This window comes from Candidatus Neomarinimicrobiota bacterium, assembly GCA_041154365.1.
In the GTDB taxonomy this organism is placed as follows: domain Bacteria; phylum Fidelibacterota; class Fidelibacteria; order Fidelibacterales; family Fidelibacteraceae; genus Fidelibacter; species Fidelibacter multiformis.
In genome coordinates, this window is record AP035449.1 from 1,479,986 (window position 1) to 1,497,665 (window position 17,680).

A 17,680-nucleotide genomic window follows, 5' to 3' on the forward strand; every position below is an offset into this window, starting at 1 on the left:
GTTATCGTTTTGGTAACTGATTAGTGAGATAGTTCTTAATCCCCGATTATAAAAAATATTGTTTAATTTCATGAAATGCAAGTCAGCAGTCTATTTTTTCTGTTAATTCTTCGATTATTGAATCCAGAAGCATCCAACCCTCTGGTGTTGCTTTCAGAAAATTTCCCTCAACTTTTAGAAGTCTTGTCTCCGTTTCAGAATTCAGGCGAGATATCGTATCGAAAAACGGCTGAGAATGCTTTATGATGGATAAAGTATTCAGATTAAAACCTTTTTCTGTTCGGAGCCCAAGCATCAGCCGCTCGGTCAGCCACTGCTCATCATTCATATTTTCATACACAGGCTGATAAGTACCATCCAGATAGCTCTTCAAATCAGGCGGATTCCAAAAACGGGTTCTGCCCCACCGGGAATGGGCTGAAGGCCCAAAACCCAGGTAATTGGAATCATCCCAGTATTTGGAATTATGGCGGCTGTGATATCCGGGTTTGGCAAAATTGGACACTTCATAATGAGAATAACCTTTGTCTTTCAGATCATCATGGGCAAATTTCCACAACATGTTCACTTTTTCTTCATCCAAGGGATTTATCCGTCCTTTTTGAACCCATTGATAGAGGGGAGTTTCTTTCTCGACAGTCAGTGTATATACAGACAGGTGTTCAGGAGAAAATTTCTGTAAGATATCAAGACTCATCTGCAGATCATCCACAGACTGGCCCGGAAGTCCTGTTATCACATCACAGGCCAGGGAAAAAACATGGGTGGAACAAATCAACTGTAAGGCATCCAGATTTTTCCGGGCATTGTGAATCCGCCCCAGAAACTTGAGTTCTTCATCCCTGAAAGACTGGGTCCCCAGGGACAGCCGGTTGATTCCGGATTGTTCATAGGCCTTAAGATCCTCAGGATCTATGCACTCAGGATTTAACTCCAGGGTTATTTCTGCATTGGATGTGATATGAAAAGACTTTTTCAGGATATCCAGACATTCCATTAAAGCAGATGATTTAAGACGATTGGGTGTTCCTCCACCAATATAAACCGTATCGAATGTAGACGTGGTATAAAATGGAGCTTTGTTTATTATTTCCTGTTGAAGCTGATGCAAAAAACGGCGTGTTTCATCTTCATTGGCAACCTGGCTGAAAAAATCACAATATGGACACTTTTTCAGGCAAAATGGGATGTGTATATAGATGCCGGGATTTCCCATAGAACAGGCTTAAGATACGGTATGAAAAATCCGGTTCCAGCGAATCTTTTTATAGAATTGTGTCCAGGGAGCGGTTTTATCCCATGAAAAATAAAGAATCAATGGTGAACCCATCACATATTCATAAGGCACAAGACCCCAATAACGACTGTCAAAACTATTATCACGGTTATCCCCCATCATAAAGTAATAGTCCTGTTCCACCTTGTATTTCGGTTCCCCTTTTTCATAATAAATGCCATAGTTGTCTTCCGGACTGTGTCCATCCAGAATCATGATATGGCGAATAAACTCCACCTGTTTATGAGACAGGCCGGATAATTTGAAAATATCTCCTTTCCTGGGAATGTAAATGGGATCATATTGGTCTCTGTTCCCGTTTCCACTGGGAAAAATACGGGGTTCTTCATAGGATTTTGGAAAGATATGATCATAATTTACAATCGAGTGTTCGGGATCATCAAAACGTTCACCATTGACGTAAACTTTTTTATCCACGATTTTAACCGTATCTCCGGGCCCTCCCAGACACCGTTTCACATAATTGGTCCAGGGATCGAGGGGGAACTTAAATATCACCACATCCCCTACTTCCGGATCCGTGAGAGCTGGAAAACGGTAGTATGGAATATCAAAACCAACCCGTGTAAAAGGAATCCCGACCCAGTCCGGTGTGCGGGCTCCATATAAAAATTTATTACCCAGTAAAAAATCGCCCACATGAATGGTTTTTTCCATTGACCCTGTAGGAATTTGGTACGCCTCGATAATACCGGCACGGATAAAGAAGACAGCAATAATCACGAGTGTCCAGGATTTGATTTCATATATCACCCGTTCTTTGGTGGACGAAAAGACTTTTTTATTCTGTTGTTTCTTTTCCCGTCGTTTCTGAAAAAACTCTTTAATCTGCATGGGTATTCAACTCACTTTCACCGCCGTAAATAATATCGGCATAATGTTTGATAACAGGATTCCTCCAGGATTTTGCCTGAACAGTCATCACATCCAGTCTGACATGATATTCCATATAGCCTAATTTATAGAAATACAATTCTGATAACCTGAGCATTTTTTTTATTTTTTGTTCTGTTATCCATTCTTCCGGTTCCCAGTGGTCATTGGGTCCGGAGGTTTTTACTTCAACAAGGACAAACTGTTCCCCCTTTTTCATAACCAGGTCAATTTCCCCGTAGTGTTGAAGTCTGACATTCCGTTCAATAAAGGTAAACCCGTGCTTTAACAATGTGTATAAGGCCCAGCTTTCTCCCCAGAAACCCAGGATTTTTCGATCCGGGCGGGCTGGAAAGGTAAAAGATTTCACCGGTTCAAAACTGAGCCGGTGCTCAGGAGACGGCAGATTCTCCTGAAGAAGCCGGATATGATTTGCCGTGCCATATCCCTTATGTTTTTCCAGCTCATAAACCGGATACCGCCGGGCACATTCCTCTACATATTGGTCCCGGGCTGTTTTGGCTAATATCGATGCCGCCGCAATCGAAAATGAGTGCCGGTCTCCCCCTTTTACAGGTATGCACCGTTCCATTCCTTTGGGAATCCGGTTTCCGTCAATCAGAATTTTATCAGGCCGGACAGACAGTGATTCAACCGCTTTTTTCATCCCGTACAAAGTCGCCTGAAGAATATTCATCCGGTCAATATCCCGGTGATCTACAAAAATCACTGACCATGCCAAAGCATGCCGGAGAATCCATTCACGGGCCTGATTTCTCTGTTTTTCACTGAGTTTCTTTGAATCTTTAATCAGCGGATTGGATTCAATATGGAGTGGAAAAACGACGGCGGCTACCGCAACCGGACCGAAAATCGGACCTCTTCCCGCTTCATCCACCCCTGCCAATAAATCTGCCGGATTATCCCGCATACTGCGGTCAAATAGAATGAAAGGATTATCCGTCACCATATATTGAATTCAACCTCCAATCCTGATTTTTTCAACTCTGCTTTTATGGTGTCCCTAACCAGTAATTGACGGACGGTTAGAAATTTATCAGTTCCCGTCCGTAATTCACTGTACTTTTTTCTGGAGATGACCAGGTCCGCACTATCCATTTGTTGTGCATATTCCATGAGTCCACAGCTTTTATTACCCGGTTTCAGCAGGACATTTATCTTATGATGATCCGGAAAAAGTGAGATGCTTGTCTTTCCATGTGTTACAGATGTATCCTGCCGAATCGTGACATCAGCCAGACCATGTAAATCATGTGCAGCCATGACTACCATACCGGGATACCTTTTTTTTAATCGCAACACATTTTCAGGATTGATGAAGTCCGGGTGTGTGATCAGAAGGCGTTCCACATCCAGACCTGACAGGCGGAATCGTTTGAGTATTTTCTGATCAAAATGATCCTGAGTGGTGCCGTTAATCATTAACACTTTTTTCCCTTTTCGAAGGATTAATGCATTATCCTCTCCGGAAATGAGGACAGACTGGCTGCACAACCTTGGCAAGATGAATACAGTAACAATCAAAGCAGAAAAAATCCAGTATTTATACACTTTTTTCCGGGGAACGTTAAAAAACAGAAGTGTTATAATTAACCAGAAAACCAGTACAAGCAGAGCATCCCGAACCTGATGAATCAGCAAATCGTCATACTGAGTTACGTGATACAGGATGAAAAAAAATACGTCTGATAAATAGGAATACACGACAGAAAAAAGTCTGCCCAACCCGGGTAAGGCATGCAATAAGACACCACTGATAATCGATGCCAGCATGAGAAAAACCAAAGGAATCATCACCAAATTCAGGGCAATTGCCAGTGTTGAAAAAGTACCGAAGACGGTAATTCCTGCCGGCATAATTCCCCAGGTCGCGGCAGCAGAGACACCCAGACTGTTCAGAATATATCTGAAACATGTAGGGAAGCGGCGTGTTTTTCTTTCAATGGGAGGATAAAAGAGAAGAATACCAAGTACCGCCAGATAGGAAAACCAGAAACCGACCTCATTCATCTGGGATGTATCATAGAGAACCATGATCAGCATACTTGAAAAGACGATCTGAAGAATATGAACTTTCCGCTTTAGAAGGGTCACGGCACTGTATAGTGTTACCATTAAAACGGTTCGGAAGATTGACGATGAAAAAGGAGTAAGCAGGGCGTAAAAAAGAGCAAAGACTGGGATTAGCCATAATATCACCCTTGTGGTACAGCCGCATTTTTTAAGGATAAAAGAAATTAGCATAACAATGAATCCCACATGGAGTCCTGATACGGCAAAGAGGTGACTGATACCCGCTCTGTTGATTTTATTTTTTAGAGGCTCAGGTATCATGCTTTTTTCGCCGAGAAAGAGTCCGCAAGCTATAAATCCTGACCTTATGTCACTGTCTTTCAATAGGATACCCCTTATCTCCTCACGTACTTTTTCTAAGAAGTCAGCCCCATTAATGGTGTATTTCCTGCTGCATCTGGATACCGTTTTTGATGTTTCATAGACGGATAAACCAGGTATAATGTCTCTCGTTCGAAGTTGGATTTTGGGATTAAGAAATTGGCATTCTTGTCCTGAATGTAATGTATCCGGGCCATCCAAATAGAGCATCACCGGCAGAGAAAATGTTTCGAATTGACAGATTCCCTCCCACCAAACATTTTGTTTCCAATCCGTATGTTTTTTCTTCAGAAAGATGGATATGGAAGTTTCTGTCTGAAACATCTCTTTTTCATGTAAAACAGGCTGCTTTAATGTATCAAGGACGAGTGAGCATAGCATTAGCAGGATAAAAATGGAAGTTTTGCAAAAGCAGAACCGGTAAAGGGTCATTAAAAAAATAGAAATGAGGATCAATGGTAATAGAGAAAAACAGCGGTAACAGAGAATCAGCAAAACGGACAGAATGCTGAGCCGTAATGCAGGGGCCGGGCTAAATACACCGGTAACAAGGTTATAATTTCTGATCTTTGGTCATATATTTGTTTACAATCGGAATCCGCCGGCCCATCCCAAAAGCTTTTTCTGTGACCCGAAGTCCTGGTGGAGCCTGACGGCGTTTATATTCTGCCAGATGAATCAGTCGGTTCAAGCGGTGAACCAGTTCTGAATCATATCCTTCCCGGATCAGTTGTTCCGGACTTTTTTGATGTTCCAGCAGGGATTCAACCAGGGGGCTTACTATTTCATAATCGAATGGATCTGTCTGATTTTCACGAAGTTCAGCCGAGGGGGTTTTTTCCAGGATATGCTGAGGGATTCGGTCAAAACCGGCCTTCGTGTTGATAAAACGGGACAAGCGGTAGACATCCTCCTTATTCAGATCACTGATTGCAGCCAGGGCACCGGCCATATCACCATAGAGTGTCGAATATCCCAGGGCCAGTTCTGTTTTATTCCCGGTTGTAAGGACAAGCCGGTGATATTTATTGGCCAACGCCATCAGGATGATGCCACGGCTCCGCGCCTGAATATTCTCTTCTGCCAACCCGAAGTCTGTCCCTTTAAACTGATGCTCCAGTGTTTTTAAGACTTCCTGGTAAATAGACTGGATTGATATCATCTCATGATGGATATTCAGGTTTTGTGCCAGTTGCTGTGCATCGGAGATGGAATGTTCTGAACTGAATTGGGATGGCATCATTATTCCCCACACATGTTCAGGGCCTAAAGCGTCAGCTGCAATCACGGCAACCAGGGCTGAATCAATACCACCACTCAACCCGATAAGGGCATCTGAAAATCCGGTTTTATAAAAGTAATCCCGGACGCCGGTCTGCAAAGCCAGGAATAGTTCTTCATCGGGATGGATGTCTGGTTCGGACATATGATTTTGGGGGGCCGTATTTATATCCCAAGATGTGTAGGTGATATTTTCCCTGAAAGGACCATTATAGGCAATCCACTGGCCCTGGGAATCCACCATAAAACTGTTCCCGTCAAATATCAATTCATCCTGACCGCCACACAGATTGACATAGCAAAAGGGTGTTTTAAGACGACTTACCTTATTCAGAACAAGTTCTTTTCTTTTGGAAAATTTATCATAACTGTAGGGGGACGCACTGCAATTGATGAGTATTTCAGCACCCTGATAAACCAGTTTTTCCGACACTTTCACATCATAAAGGTCATCCCACAGATCTTCACAGATTTCAATTCCCAGTTTTACCTTTTTTCCACCTACATCACAACTGACAGGTCTTATCTCCGGTGCCGGTTGAAAGTATCGTTTTTCATCGAAGACATCATAGGTGGGAAGCAGGGTTTTATAGACAGTATCCGTCACCTTCCCCCCACTTAATACCGATACCGCATTGTAATACACCATTTTTAAGGGATTATCTATATGTCCTACTAAAGAGACGATGTTCAGATGACGGGTCTCATAGGCAATCTTTTGGCATGCTTTGAGATTTTTTTCCACAAAACCCGGTTCAAAGATAAGGTCCTGTGGAGGATAACCGGGAATTACCATTTCCGGAAAAACCACAATCTCAGCATTGTTTTTCGCCGCTTCATGGATAGTCCGGATCACTTTGTCCGTATTTCCTGCAATATCACCGACCGTCACATTCAACTGAGCTAGGGCTATTTTCATTGAGTTTCCCGGTTTATCGGATTTCAAAATAGTGAAATAATTCTTTTCTGTCCGGCGGTTCGGTTCGCATGTGATCCACCCGGGCATAAGAGGGACCTTCAGCCAGGAGGCGTTCAAAGGGTTCCAGCCGATCATGGGAACCCTGTGCTACCACAAGAACGGATCCGTTAAACTGATTCCGGACGAAACCTTTTATACCAAATTCATCGGCCAGACGTTTAGTGAACCACCGGAAACCGACACCCTGAACCCGGCCGGTCAGGACATATTTCCGGGTTATTTCAGTTGCGTCTGTATCCATTCAAATGCCTCCCAGGCATGGTTACATTCATGAACACCCTGGATTTTCCAGGATTCTACAGCAGCCACCGGTTTTTGATTATTTAATGCATGAGCTATCTCTGAAAGGGTTCCATATTTGCCTCCAAAGGCACAGGCGGCATGACATGCCAGGGCAAGGACTTCATTCCGTGCGTATCCGAGTCCGGTTGCCAGTGGAATACCTACATACTCATTCGCCTCAATATCCTTCGCTTCCGGAAGGAGTCCAACAGAGATCCCTCCCTTTGCATCCACTCCCCGGCACACTGCTTCCATAATTCCGCCTTTCCCCCCACAGATGATGATCCAACCTGCTTCCGCTGCCAGCTGTCCAAAATGTTCCGCCTCTTCGAGCAACTTTTGATCGGCTTCCCGGCCCCCAAACACTGCAATGATGTGTTTCTGATGTCTCATGTCTCTAATTTAATCATTAATGACACAACGAAGCAAAATAATATTAAAATTGATATATAGAGCAGGAATTGGGAATTGAGAGTCGTAGGGACAGACTGGCGTCTGCCACTGAATAAAAGTTGTGAGTTTTAAGTTTGGTTTTGTGGATTTGTGATATTAAAGGTTTGAAGCTATTTATTACTTATTCATAATAAACTTGATTTGAAAAAATTCGTGAAGTGTGTTGGATGCAATATTATATACAAAAAACATACTAATCATTTCATTACAATAAACAGCCACTAAAAAAAATGTATCTAATGTTCTAAACCGAACTCCCAACTCTCAACTTGTACTCAGGGACAGACGCCAGTCTGTCCCTACGACTCTCAACTCTAAACTCTCAACTCACTAAGGATTAAGCCTCACCATCGTCCGCGGCCAGGGGATACACTCCCGGATATGGTGGGAACCACAGATCCACTGAACAGTTCTTTCGAGTCCCAAACCAAAGCCGGAATGTGGCACGGAGCCATATCGCCGGACATCGATGAACCAGTTGAAAATTTCTTCCGGCAGATTTTCTTTTTGTATCCGGGCCAGGAGTTTGTCGATATCATCTTCGCGCTGGCTTCCGCCGATAATTTCTCCAAATCCTTCGGGAGCAATCATATCCACTCCCAACACATAACGTTCATCTTCCGGATCCCGCTTCATATAAAATGCCTTGGTTTCGGCAGGCCATTTCCAAATCATGACAGGTTTATCAAAATCTTCAGATATGGCAGTTTCATGAGGAGCCCCGAAATCATTACCCCATTCAAAATCCAGTCCTTTCTTCTTCAGAATATCCACTGCCTCATCATACGTAATCCGGGGAAAAGGCGGAATGATTTTTTCGAGTTTTGACAGATCTCTTTCCAGTATTTTCAGCTCTTCCGGACAATGAGTGACCGCTCGTTCGACAAGATAAGACACAAATTCCTCTGCCAAATCCATGTTGTCGTGGATATCATAAAAAGCCATTTCCGGTTCAATCATCCAAAATTCCGTCAGATGACGGCGTGTTTTGGATTTTTCTGCTCTAAAACAGGGGCCAAAACAGTATGTTTTATTGAACGCCATAATGGCGGCTTCACTGTATAATTGACCGGATTGTGTTAGATAAGCCTTCCGGCCGAAATAATCAGTCTCAAAAAGGGTTGTGGTCCCTTCTGCGGCATTGGGTGTAAACATGGGTGAATCCACCAGGACAAAATCCCGTTCATTAAAAAAATCCCTGCATGCATTTTCCACTTCAGCCCGAACCTTTAGCACGGCGTTGGGTTTTCGGCTTCTCAACCATAAATGCCGGTTATCCAAAAGGAATTCAATGCCATGCTCCTTTAATGCAATCGGATACTCTTCTGCAATCTGATAGATCTTGATATCTTTAACCAGAATCTCATATCCGAATTCCTGCCGGGGTGCCTTTTGCACAAGGCCCCTGATTTCAATGGAAGATTCCTGAGTAAGTGTATTTTTCATTTCGAAAACTTCTTCACTCACTTCATTTTTCAGTACTACGCACTGGATCCAATTGGTTCCGTCTCTGAATATTAAAAACCAGATTTTCCCGCTTTTACGGATATTATAAACCCATCCCCGGAGCGTGATCTCCCGGTCGATATAATCTGGTACGTGTTTCACAAGCACATGGTCAGGCATTTGAATTTCTCCGTGTTATCAATCGTTATCGGTTCGGACTGCAAATATAGGGAATTAATGGGGGATTGAGAATTGAGAATTGAGAATTGGAGGGGCAGGTGACGTGGGTATGGGGAGATTTTTCCTCCCGCCGAGGATTTTGCCTCCCGCTGAGGGCGCGGAGATGCAGAGAATGTTTTGAAAAGATTGATTTGATTGTCTGCCCCGTGAAATGAGCGCAGTGTATTTCACAGGGGATTGATTTGATTGGGAGATTGGCATGACTCTGGTTCAGCATTCAACCGCCTTTGGCGATCAAGCATTCAAGCGGCACTTAGTGCCGTTCAATAGCTTCGCTCAGCATTCCAGCACTGCTTCGCAGTGTTCAAAAAAGAAGTCCAGTCACCTATTGAAATCTGCAAAACCGGGGTTGAAGATCGAACGAAGTGAGATCCTTGAACGCTGCGCAGCAGCGTTTGAAAGCCGCGTAGCGGCTCTTGAACCCATGAGCCCCTGAGCCCTTGAGCCCTTGAACCCCTGAGCCCTTGAACCCATGAGCTCCTGAGCCCATGAACCAACCACAGGAGCAAAGCGACGCCAACTTCTAAATTCCAACTTCCAACTTCTAGAAGATGATTGCCTGTCCCGTGAAATGAGCACAGCGTATTCCACAGAGGATTGGATGATTTAGAAAATAAAAAGAATGCTACAGCTGACAGGCTTGCCACAAGTTTTTGTCACCCATGGTTTTCTGAATATCCATCATGATTTCGGTTGTTCTTTTCTTCCATATAGGAGCCAGGAGCCAGGAACCCGGTGATTCGGCAAAAAGCCGCTGAAAAATGATTTCTGTTTTGATGCGGGAAATGAACTCCGTGACCACATCGAGATATTCCCTGTATTCAAAGAGATGGAATGGATTCTTTAGATATTCTTTTTCAAGTCGTGCCCCACGTATGACCTGTAAGTGATGCAGTTTCAGAAATCGGATATTCCACCGGTTGATCTCCTGGGTCATCGCCAGCATTTCTTCCCTTGTTTCAGTGGGTGATCCCAGAATGATATGTGCTGTGACATCAAATGAATATTCATCCAGAACCGACAGGGCTTTCAACGTATCTTCCACCGTATGACATCGGTTCATCCAGATCAGGGTTTTATCATAAACAGACTCTGCCCCAATTTCAAGATTCACATAAGTATCACGACTTATATCCTGCAAGAAATCCAGAACATCCCGCTGAAGACAATCCGGTCGTGTGGATACGGAGATACCCACAACATCTTTATCCTCCAGGGCAATCCTGATTTTATCCTTTAAAACAGATACCGGTCCGTAAGTATTCGTATAACTTTGAAAATAGACAATAAATTTATCTGCATGGAAACGGTTTTTTAAATACTGTTTCCCCACACTTATCTGGTCCTTCAGATCCCCATTAACGGCATAAGGCGGCATAAAGGAGTTGTTATTGCAATAAATACACCCTCCCCACCCTTTCGTGCCGTCCCTGTTGGGACATGTGAATCCAGTTTCAACAGATAAACGCTGAACCCGGGTATGAAACATATCATCCAGAAAAAATTTGTAGTGATTATGTCTGAAACCGTTGCGGGCGTATTGAAGTAATGGCATGATGGGATATGTTTATTTATGTAATTGAGAATGGATAATTGAGAATTGAGAATGGAGAATGGAGAATTGAGAATTGAGAATGGAGAACGGGGCGTGATGAGTAAGTCGGCAGTGGGCAGCAGGTGGCTGCCAGAAGATTGTGTTGTGTCCCACTCTTATTTTGAGAAATTCCGATAGAATTCCATATAGTTATTGATGATCAGCTTCCGTCCCTCACGGGTAATGAGCCCTTTATTTTCCAACATTTTCAGCATTCGTGAGACGGTTTCACGGGATGTGCCGGCCATATTGGCAATATCCTGTTGCAGGGGAATGTCATTGATGGTCACACACCCTTTCAAATGGACCCCCAGGTCTTCGGCAAGACGAATGATGGTATTGGCAACCCGGTGTTCGGCATCGCTGAGAGAAAGACTTTCAATCTGTTGATCACTCCGGCGGAGTCTGCGGGCAAGTTCTTCCAGAAGGTGAATGGATATTTTGGGATATTTTTCCAACATTTCCAAAAAATCCTGCCGTTTCAACATAAAAACTTCCGATTTTTCCAGTGCTACGACATTGGCAGAGCGGGACTCACCGTCCAGAATGGACATTTCACCAAAAAACTCACCGTCAGATAAAATACTGAGGATCACTTCTTTTCCATCTTCATTGATCCGGCTGATCTTCACTGCGCCCTGACTGATGATAAAAAGCGTATCCCCCAGATCTTCCTCCAGAAGGATCAGTTTGTTTTTCTCATAGGTCCGGACCTGAATGGCCTTGGAAATTTGCTCAAGTTCCTGATCTTCCAGATCTTCAAAAAGGGGAATATGACGCAATAAAGAAATATCCATTTACTCATCCTCCTTATGATCGGTCTTTTTCGGGGCAAATCGATCCAGCAGATCCGGCACCAGATCAAGAATTTTACCCAGTTGTTGTTCTTTTCCGGTAAGCATCATGAGCTTTGCATGCTCTTTATGGACCGCTATCACTGCTACAGGGTGGATATTCATCCCCCCGCCAAATCCTTCGGATACGGACTTGTCGTTATGCTGACCTTGAGCGTTATGATCACCGCTTCCAAATCCCACAGAAATCTTCGAGATAGGAATTAAGGTAAGATCATCTATGTGAATCGGATCCCCGACAACTGTCTTGGTATTTAAGAACTCGTGGGCTTTATCAAGAAGTTTCTCCAGCGTCTGGTTCATGCTTAATCCTTCTTTGTAATGATGACAATCTGCGATAATGCCACCAAATAATTAATAATCTAATAACAATACCATACAAATTCATAGAAAAATATAAATCAACATTAAAATCCAGAGTCTTTTTATCATACCGGAAGCAGGTGGACACGGGATCAGCCATGCGCTTGTCAGCCAGAAAAGGAGTTGAGGAAACAACAGCTCCCTCTACCCAGCCGGTTACTGCCGGATTTTCATGTCCAAACACAAGGTGAAGGCAACGTATTCTGAGATGAAAATAAGAAAAAAGATGTCGAATCTGGGGTATCAGTGTTTTCCGGATAAAAGGCTGATAGAAAGCAATCATGTCCCTTACCCCTCTCTTTTCAACTTCAGCTTCCTGAGATTCTGTACTCTTCTGTTCCTTTTTACCCGTTGATGTATCACCCTGAATGGGTGTTTCCTTTTCTTCCGTTTCCCTGACGGACATTTTCCCTACTTTATATTTCTTTTCCTCCGCCGCTTTTTCAGGCACTTTTTCTTCTTTTTCCTTTCCCCTTTTCATTTTTTTCAGAGGGATATGAATAGGAATGCCAAGAATAACGGCAATGAGTTTCATTTTTTGATCCCAATATTCAACCCTGGTTTGAAACAACCAGGATATCCAATAAGCAGATCCCTTCAAACCCAGATCTTTATCCTCTTTAACTGCCTTTAAGGTCAATTGAAAAGGAATAAAAAGAATAGCTGCCAAAATCAGTAACAGAAAAGCAAGAAATATCAGAATAATTTTTAGAATGAGTAAGATCATGACCGGAATTTATAAAAATATTCCCCTCAGCGTGAATAATTTCAAAAAATATTTATGCAATTTCATTGACATTACGAAGAAAAGAAAATAAATTTTCAAGCTATAAAAAAGGAAGAGGAGTGAAATGGCATATCCGTTATCGACAAAGAAGAGAATCCGTCAGGCTGAAAAGCGCAACCGGCGCAATCGTCATTATAAATCACTGGTAAGAACAGAGATCAAGAAATTTATGGCTGCTGAATCCAGGGAAACCGGTCAGGAGCAATTGAAAAAGGTCTATTCCCTGGTGGATAAAGTTGCACAAAAGGGAATTCTTCATAAAAACCGGGCGGCAGGTATTAAATCACGCCTTTCACGTCATTTAAATACACTGAATTAACAATTATTCGAATTCCATCATTTTTTAAAAGCCTCCATCGGAGGCTTTTTTAATATGACTCAACAAATATTCAGCGTTTCGCTGTCTTTTGAAGATACCCGCTTTTGATAATACTGAGGGTTTTCTGAATATCTTCGTACATCAGTCTGTCTTTTTCCAGATGGGGGATATCCTGTCTAAGGCGCTGATGGACCTTTTCCAGAACAGGACTCGATTTCAGGGGCCTGTGATAGTCGATTCCTTCGGCAGCGGCCAGATATTCAATGGCCAGAACTGTTTCGGTATTTTCAATGATTTCCAGCAATTTTCTGGCGGACCGGTGTCCCATACTGACATGATCTTCCTGATTGGCAGAGGTGGGAATACTATCCACAGACGCTGGTGTAGCCAGTCCCTTATTTTCAGAAACAAGCGCCGCCGCCGTAACATGGGCAATCATAAAACCACTGTTCACACCGCTGTCTTCCACAAGAAAAGCCGGGAGTCTGGACATGTGGGAATCCACCAGTTCAGCAATACGTCGTTCTGCGATGCTGGCAATTTCACTGACAGCCATGGCCAGATAGTCCATCGTAAGGGCTGGTGATTCTCCATGGAAGTTTCCGCCACTCACGATCAAATCATCTTCCCTGAAAATAAGTGGATTATCAGAAACCCCGTTGGCTTCCCGGATCAGGATATGTTTGACATGATCATAGGCTTCCCATACAGCTCCGCACACCTGGGGATAACATCGAAAACAGTAGGGATCCTGTACTTTATCACAGTGTTCATGGGACCGGTTGATTTCACTTTTTTGAAGATAATAGCGCACCCTGTCTGCACAGGCAGCATTGAATGGAGAGCCTTTTGCTTCGTGAATAGCCCGATGAAAAGGCGACAGAGAAGCCTTCATGGCATCCAGGGACAACCCAAAAATCAGTTCACCAGAATACAGGATGTTCTCTGTGCGGATCAGGGCCATCACACCATGGGCTGTCATGGACTGTGTCCCGTTGATGATAGCAAGTCCCTCTTTCGCTTTTAAAGAGAGGGGCTCCCGGTTTAAAGCCCGGAGCACTTCAGCGGCATCCCTTTCTCCCCCCTTTTCCATTACTTTCCCTTCACCAAGAAGGGGAAGGGTCATATGAGCCAGGGGAGCCAGATCTCCCGAGGCACCCACACTTCCCTTGGAAGGAATGCAGGGCAGAATATCGTGATTCAAAAAGAACACCAATTGTTCCACCACACGAGGACGTACACCGGAAAATCCCTGAATCAGGCTTTGGATTTTGATAAGCATCATAAGCCGGACAATATCCTCTTCAATATAGGGACCCACTCCTGCAGCATGGCTCCGGATGAGATTCACCTGGAGTTCATCCAGTTTTTCATCGGGAATACGAACCTGAGCCAGATGGCCGAATCCCGTATTCACACCGTACATGATTTTTCCATGCCGGATTTGCTTTTCGATATAGTTCCGGCCCTCCTGCAGTCGGGTGATGACGGATTCATCCAATGAAATTTCAGGCCGGACCTGCAGGTAATATTTAAAATCATCCAGCGTGAGGGGATTTCCGTCCAGACACAGGGTCTTGTCTTTAAACTTCATATATAATTCCTGTTATTTTTTACTTTAAATACACCATTTTTCCCTGGAGCGATCCCATTTCGCGATGATCAATCCGATAAAAATAGAGACCGGACGCAGCGTTTTGCCCCGATTCCGTTGTTCCATCCCAATGAATGGTGTGAATACCGGCATCCAAATTCCCCTGATACAGGGTTTTAATCTGCCTGCCTTTTACATCAAAGACCTGAAGGGTAAAATAGTCTTTAACCGGTACGGCAAAAACGATCCGGGTTATTCCGTTAAAAGGATTCGGATAATTATCAAATAGTTCAAAGTTTTGGCTGAGGAAAGCGTCCTCATTCAATTGTGTCAGAATACCCGGTTCAGGAAGGGGTTGTTTTTTATCGGTATAAATATGGAATTCTCCGGGCGCAAGGGTTAAAGACTTATTTAATTCAGCCAGGTTTTCCATGATAAGACTATCTCCGCTGAAATAATCATACCATACACCAATCCGCGGAAAGGTCACTTCTGCCGATTTCTCCACGACATCAAAATTACCCACAATTACACTGCGCATAGTCGAGCCTGTGAGGGTCAGGATTTTCACCATCCCTCCCGTATCCATGTCAACCTGGGTATTTCCGGAGTAAAACAGGGGATTGGAAAGGCGTAAACGGATCAGAGCTGCCGTTGTTTTAAACAGATTCTTTCGCCGGACGTCGTGATAGTATTCCCATCGGATGGGTTTTTCACAGACTCTGCAGGGTGTATCAATGGATACATCGTATCCCAACTCACCAAATTGCCATATCATTTTAGGTCCCGGTAAGGTATAGAAAAATGCGGAAATCAGTTTTATCCGGTTTAATGCCGTGGTTGTTTCCTGTATGGAATAGTCACCCGATACATTCCCCCAGCTCAGGTTTTTATACATGATCCGTTCTTCATCATGGCTTTCCATATAGGTAATCAAATGGGGATCGGCCCATCCTCTGGACTCATAAAAACCCCAGGAGAAATCGGAAGTGTAACCCATAGATGCCTCCTGGTAATCATGGGTCACATTTCCCCAAAGCATAAATCCCTCATTTGCCAGGATTTGTTCTTCAGAATTATCTGCCCAGTGTTCAAGAATCAGGTATGCTGTGGAATCTTTTTGCCACAGGACATTTCCCAAGCGCTTGATCAGGTTTATCCGGCTCACGTCATATCCGGGATCACCGCTTGTATTGGTAAACCCTTTGGTAAAATCAAGCCGGTATCCGTCTATATGGTATTCACGAATCCAAAAAGCCAGGACAGAATCCACAAATGCCTGTGTCCACGGACTTTCATGATTGAAATCAAATCCCCAGGAATAATCAGGATTGGGCGAGACTTCATTAAACCACGGGTTTTCTGCAGATGGACGGGATTCAGTGCTGTTCCAGTACATGCGCACCTGGGGGGACTGGCCATAGGAATGATTTAAAACCATATCCATGATCACAGCTATTCCCTGTTGATGACAGCCATTGATGAATCGTTTTAAGGCAAGATCCGTTCCATAATACTTATCCGGTGCAAAATAGAAGCTCGGATTATACCCCCAGCTTGAATTGCCTTCAAATTCACTGAACGGCATCAGTTCAATAGCATTCAATCCCAGTTTTTTCAGGTACTGAAGAGTATCCATAAGAGTTTCGTAGCTGTGATCGGCCAGGAAATCCCGGATCAGGAGTTCATAAATGACCAGTTTTTCCCGTGGCGGTCGGACAAAGGCTGTGTCTGTCCAGTTAAAGGACGATGACATTTCCGTGGTAAAGGTTGACACAATTTCCTGGGTTTTTCCTTGTGGATAAGGTTTGAGACCGGGATAGACACTCTCGGGAATATAGGGATCATTCCAGGGATCCAGAATTTTTTGTGTATAAGGATCTGCGATCCGCAGCTCACCATCAATGAGATACTGAAAAGCATATTCCTTCTGTTCATCCATCGGTACCGATATCCAATACCACACTTCATGTTCAGAAATGGAGTCCCGGGACATTTCGAATTCGGGCAATACGCTCCAGTCGTTAAAATCACCGATCAAATAGACAAAATCCTTATAAGGTGCAAAAAGACAGAAAGTCACAGATTGGCCGAAAGGACCCACCGTGATACCGGGTTCCAACCCCTCGGGCCTTGGTGTTTCTTTAAGTCCGGGGTTTTTGATCACGACACATGAGGCTGTATCACGCAATTCATACAGATCCTCGGCGATCAGATCGATTTGAAGGAGATCGTTTGTATAATCGCCTCCTATGAGCGTATACGAGAGGGTATCATCCTCTGCCGAGCTGACAAGTGTTCCATTGACCCACAATTGAGTACGAACCGTTTCCGTAAATAACTGAACGCTGGTCCCAAGAATATCCAACGTATCGTGATCCGTCATAAAAAGAGGTTCACGGTAGGGATTCTGAAAAGATTCCATAACGGCAGGGGTTATAAACCGGGCAGTAATCCCTGGCTTATACAGTTCGACAAAAATATCCTGATTGTCGACATCCTTTCCTTCCAGATAGCTTCCGTCCGGTTGTTGTGAGCTTCTGAATACAAAGGCGAGATGTGTTACATTTACCTCTTCGGGGATTGCATAAAAATCCCTGGGATAACCAATTACCAGTTTCCACAGATTTGTTTCCACCTGGCTTAATTGAGTTTCCGGAGTATCTTCACCCCAGTCTGTGACGACATATTTCCATTCGGACGATGAGGCACTTTCATCGGTCAATACACCGGTATGGGCATACACCGGACCGGCAAAATCTTTCAGTCCCTGATTCCCTTTTGTGGCATCGAAATAGATGATGACGGAATCATTGACCGTCGGATAGACAGGATCGGATGTCACCGGAAAAGCCTTTGCCGTTGTAATAATCCCCATAAGTAAACACATAATCATTATTTTT

The 17,680-nt window shown here is 43.8% G+C and carries 15 protein-coding genes; 1 reads left to right on the plus strand and 14 read right to left on the minus strand.

Annotated features, from left to right (window positions below; all coding sequences use genetic code 11):
• Positions 1 to 82 precede the first annotated feature (82 nt).
• From hemW to strainIA91_RS06525, 12 genes are all read right to left on the minus strand, one after another.
• Positions 83 to 1,216, minus strand: a complete 1,134-nt coding sequence (gene hemW / locus strainIA91_RS06470) for a radical SAM family heme chaperone HemW (RefSeq protein ID WP_400165963.1) — start codon at positions 1,214 to 1,216, stop codon at positions 83 to 85.
• 9 nt (positions 1,217 to 1,225) lie between these two features.
• Entirely contained in the window at positions 1,226 to 2,131 is a 906-nt protein-coding gene (gene lepB / locus strainIA91_RS06475; RefSeq protein ID WP_400165964.1) for a signal peptidase I, read from the minus strand.
• The gene (locus tag strainIA91_RS06480) at positions 2,121 to 3,140 is read right to left on the minus strand and encodes a ribonuclease HII (RefSeq protein WP_400165965.1); all 1,020 of its coding nucleotides are present in this window, start codon (positions 3,138 to 3,140) and stop codon (positions 2,121 to 2,123) included. The genes lepB and strainIA91_RS06480 overlap by 11 nt, the downstream gene beginning before the upstream one ends.
• Positions 3,134 to 4,966, minus strand: a complete 1,833-nt coding sequence (locus strainIA91_RS06485) for a ComEC/Rec2 family competence protein (RefSeq protein ID WP_400165966.1) — start codon at positions 4,964 to 4,966, stop codon at positions 3,134 to 3,136. The genes strainIA91_RS06480 and strainIA91_RS06485 overlap by 7 nt, the downstream gene beginning before the upstream one ends.
• A gap of 172 nt (positions 4,967 to 5,138) precedes the next feature.
• Positions 5,139 to 6,785: an NAD+ synthase gene (locus strainIA91_RS06490; protein ID WP_400165967.1), complete on the minus strand. Its 1,647-nt coding sequence runs from the start codon at positions 6,783 to 6,785 to the stop codon at positions 5,139 to 5,141.
• A gap of 13 nt (positions 6,786 to 6,798) precedes the next feature.
• Positions 6,799 to 7,086, minus strand: coding sequence for an acylphosphatase (locus strainIA91_RS06495; RefSeq protein WP_400165968.1), 288 nt, complete (start codon positions 7,084 to 7,086; stop codon positions 6,799 to 6,801).
• Positions 7,062 to 7,520, minus strand: a complete 459-nt coding sequence (locus tag strainIA91_RS06500; RefSeq protein ID WP_400165969.1) for a TIGR00725 family protein — start codon at positions 7,518 to 7,520, stop codon at positions 7,062 to 7,064. The genes strainIA91_RS06495 and strainIA91_RS06500 overlap by 25 nt, the downstream gene beginning before the upstream one ends.
• A gap of 390 nt (positions 7,521 to 7,910) precedes the next feature.
• Positions 7,911 to 9,206, minus strand: a complete 1,296-nt coding sequence (asnS, locus tag strainIA91_RS06505; RefSeq protein WP_400165970.1) for an asparagine--tRNA ligase — start codon at positions 9,204 to 9,206, stop codon at positions 7,911 to 7,913.
• Between the two features lie 685 nt (positions 9,207 to 9,891).
• Positions 9,892 to 10,821: a TIGR01212 family radical SAM protein gene (locus tag strainIA91_RS06510; RefSeq protein WP_400165971.1), complete on the minus strand. Its 930-nt coding sequence runs from the start codon at positions 10,819 to 10,821 to the stop codon at positions 9,892 to 9,894.
• A 155-nt stretch (positions 10,822 to 10,976) separates the two neighbouring features.
• Positions 10,977 to 11,657, minus strand: a complete 681-nt coding sequence (locus tag strainIA91_RS06515; protein ID WP_400165972.1) for a Crp/Fnr family transcriptional regulator — start codon at positions 11,655 to 11,657, stop codon at positions 10,977 to 10,979.
• A complete protein-coding gene (locus strainIA91_RS06520; RefSeq protein WP_400165973.1) occupies positions 11,658 to 12,017 on the minus strand; it encodes a GerW family sporulation protein in 360 nt (119 codons plus the stop codon).
• A complete protein-coding gene (locus strainIA91_RS06525) occupies positions 11,989 to 12,804 on the minus strand; it encodes a hypothetical protein (RefSeq protein ID WP_400165974.1) in 816 nt (271 codons plus the stop codon). Before strainIA91_RS06525 ends, strainIA91_RS06520 begins: the two co-directional genes overlap by 29 nt.
• 124 nt (positions 12,805 to 12,928) lie before the next feature.
• Here strainIA91_RS06525 and rpsT point away from each other — a divergent pair, with 124 nt between their 5' ends.
• On the plus strand, positions 12,929 to 13,183 hold the full coding sequence (gene rpsT / locus strainIA91_RS06530) for a 30S ribosomal protein S20 (RefSeq protein ID WP_400165975.1): 255 nt from the start codon (positions 12,929 to 12,931) through the stop codon (positions 13,181 to 13,183).
• Positions 13,184 to 13,253: 70 nt separating this feature from the next.
• Here rpsT and hutH read toward each other — a convergent pair whose 3' ends face one another.
• The gene (gene hutH, locus strainIA91_RS06535; protein WP_400165976.1) at positions 13,254 to 14,777 is read right to left on the minus strand and encodes a histidine ammonia-lyase; all 1,524 of its coding nucleotides are present in this window, start codon (positions 14,775 to 14,777) and stop codon (positions 13,254 to 13,256) included.
• 19 nt (positions 14,778 to 14,796) lie between these two features.
• On the minus strand, positions 14,797 to 17,667 hold the full coding sequence (locus strainIA91_RS06540) for an alpha-amylase family glycosyl hydrolase (RefSeq protein ID WP_400165977.1): 2,871 nt from the start codon (positions 17,665 to 17,667) through the stop codon (positions 14,797 to 14,799).
• Between the last annotated feature and the right edge of the window lie 13 nt (positions 17,668 to 17,680).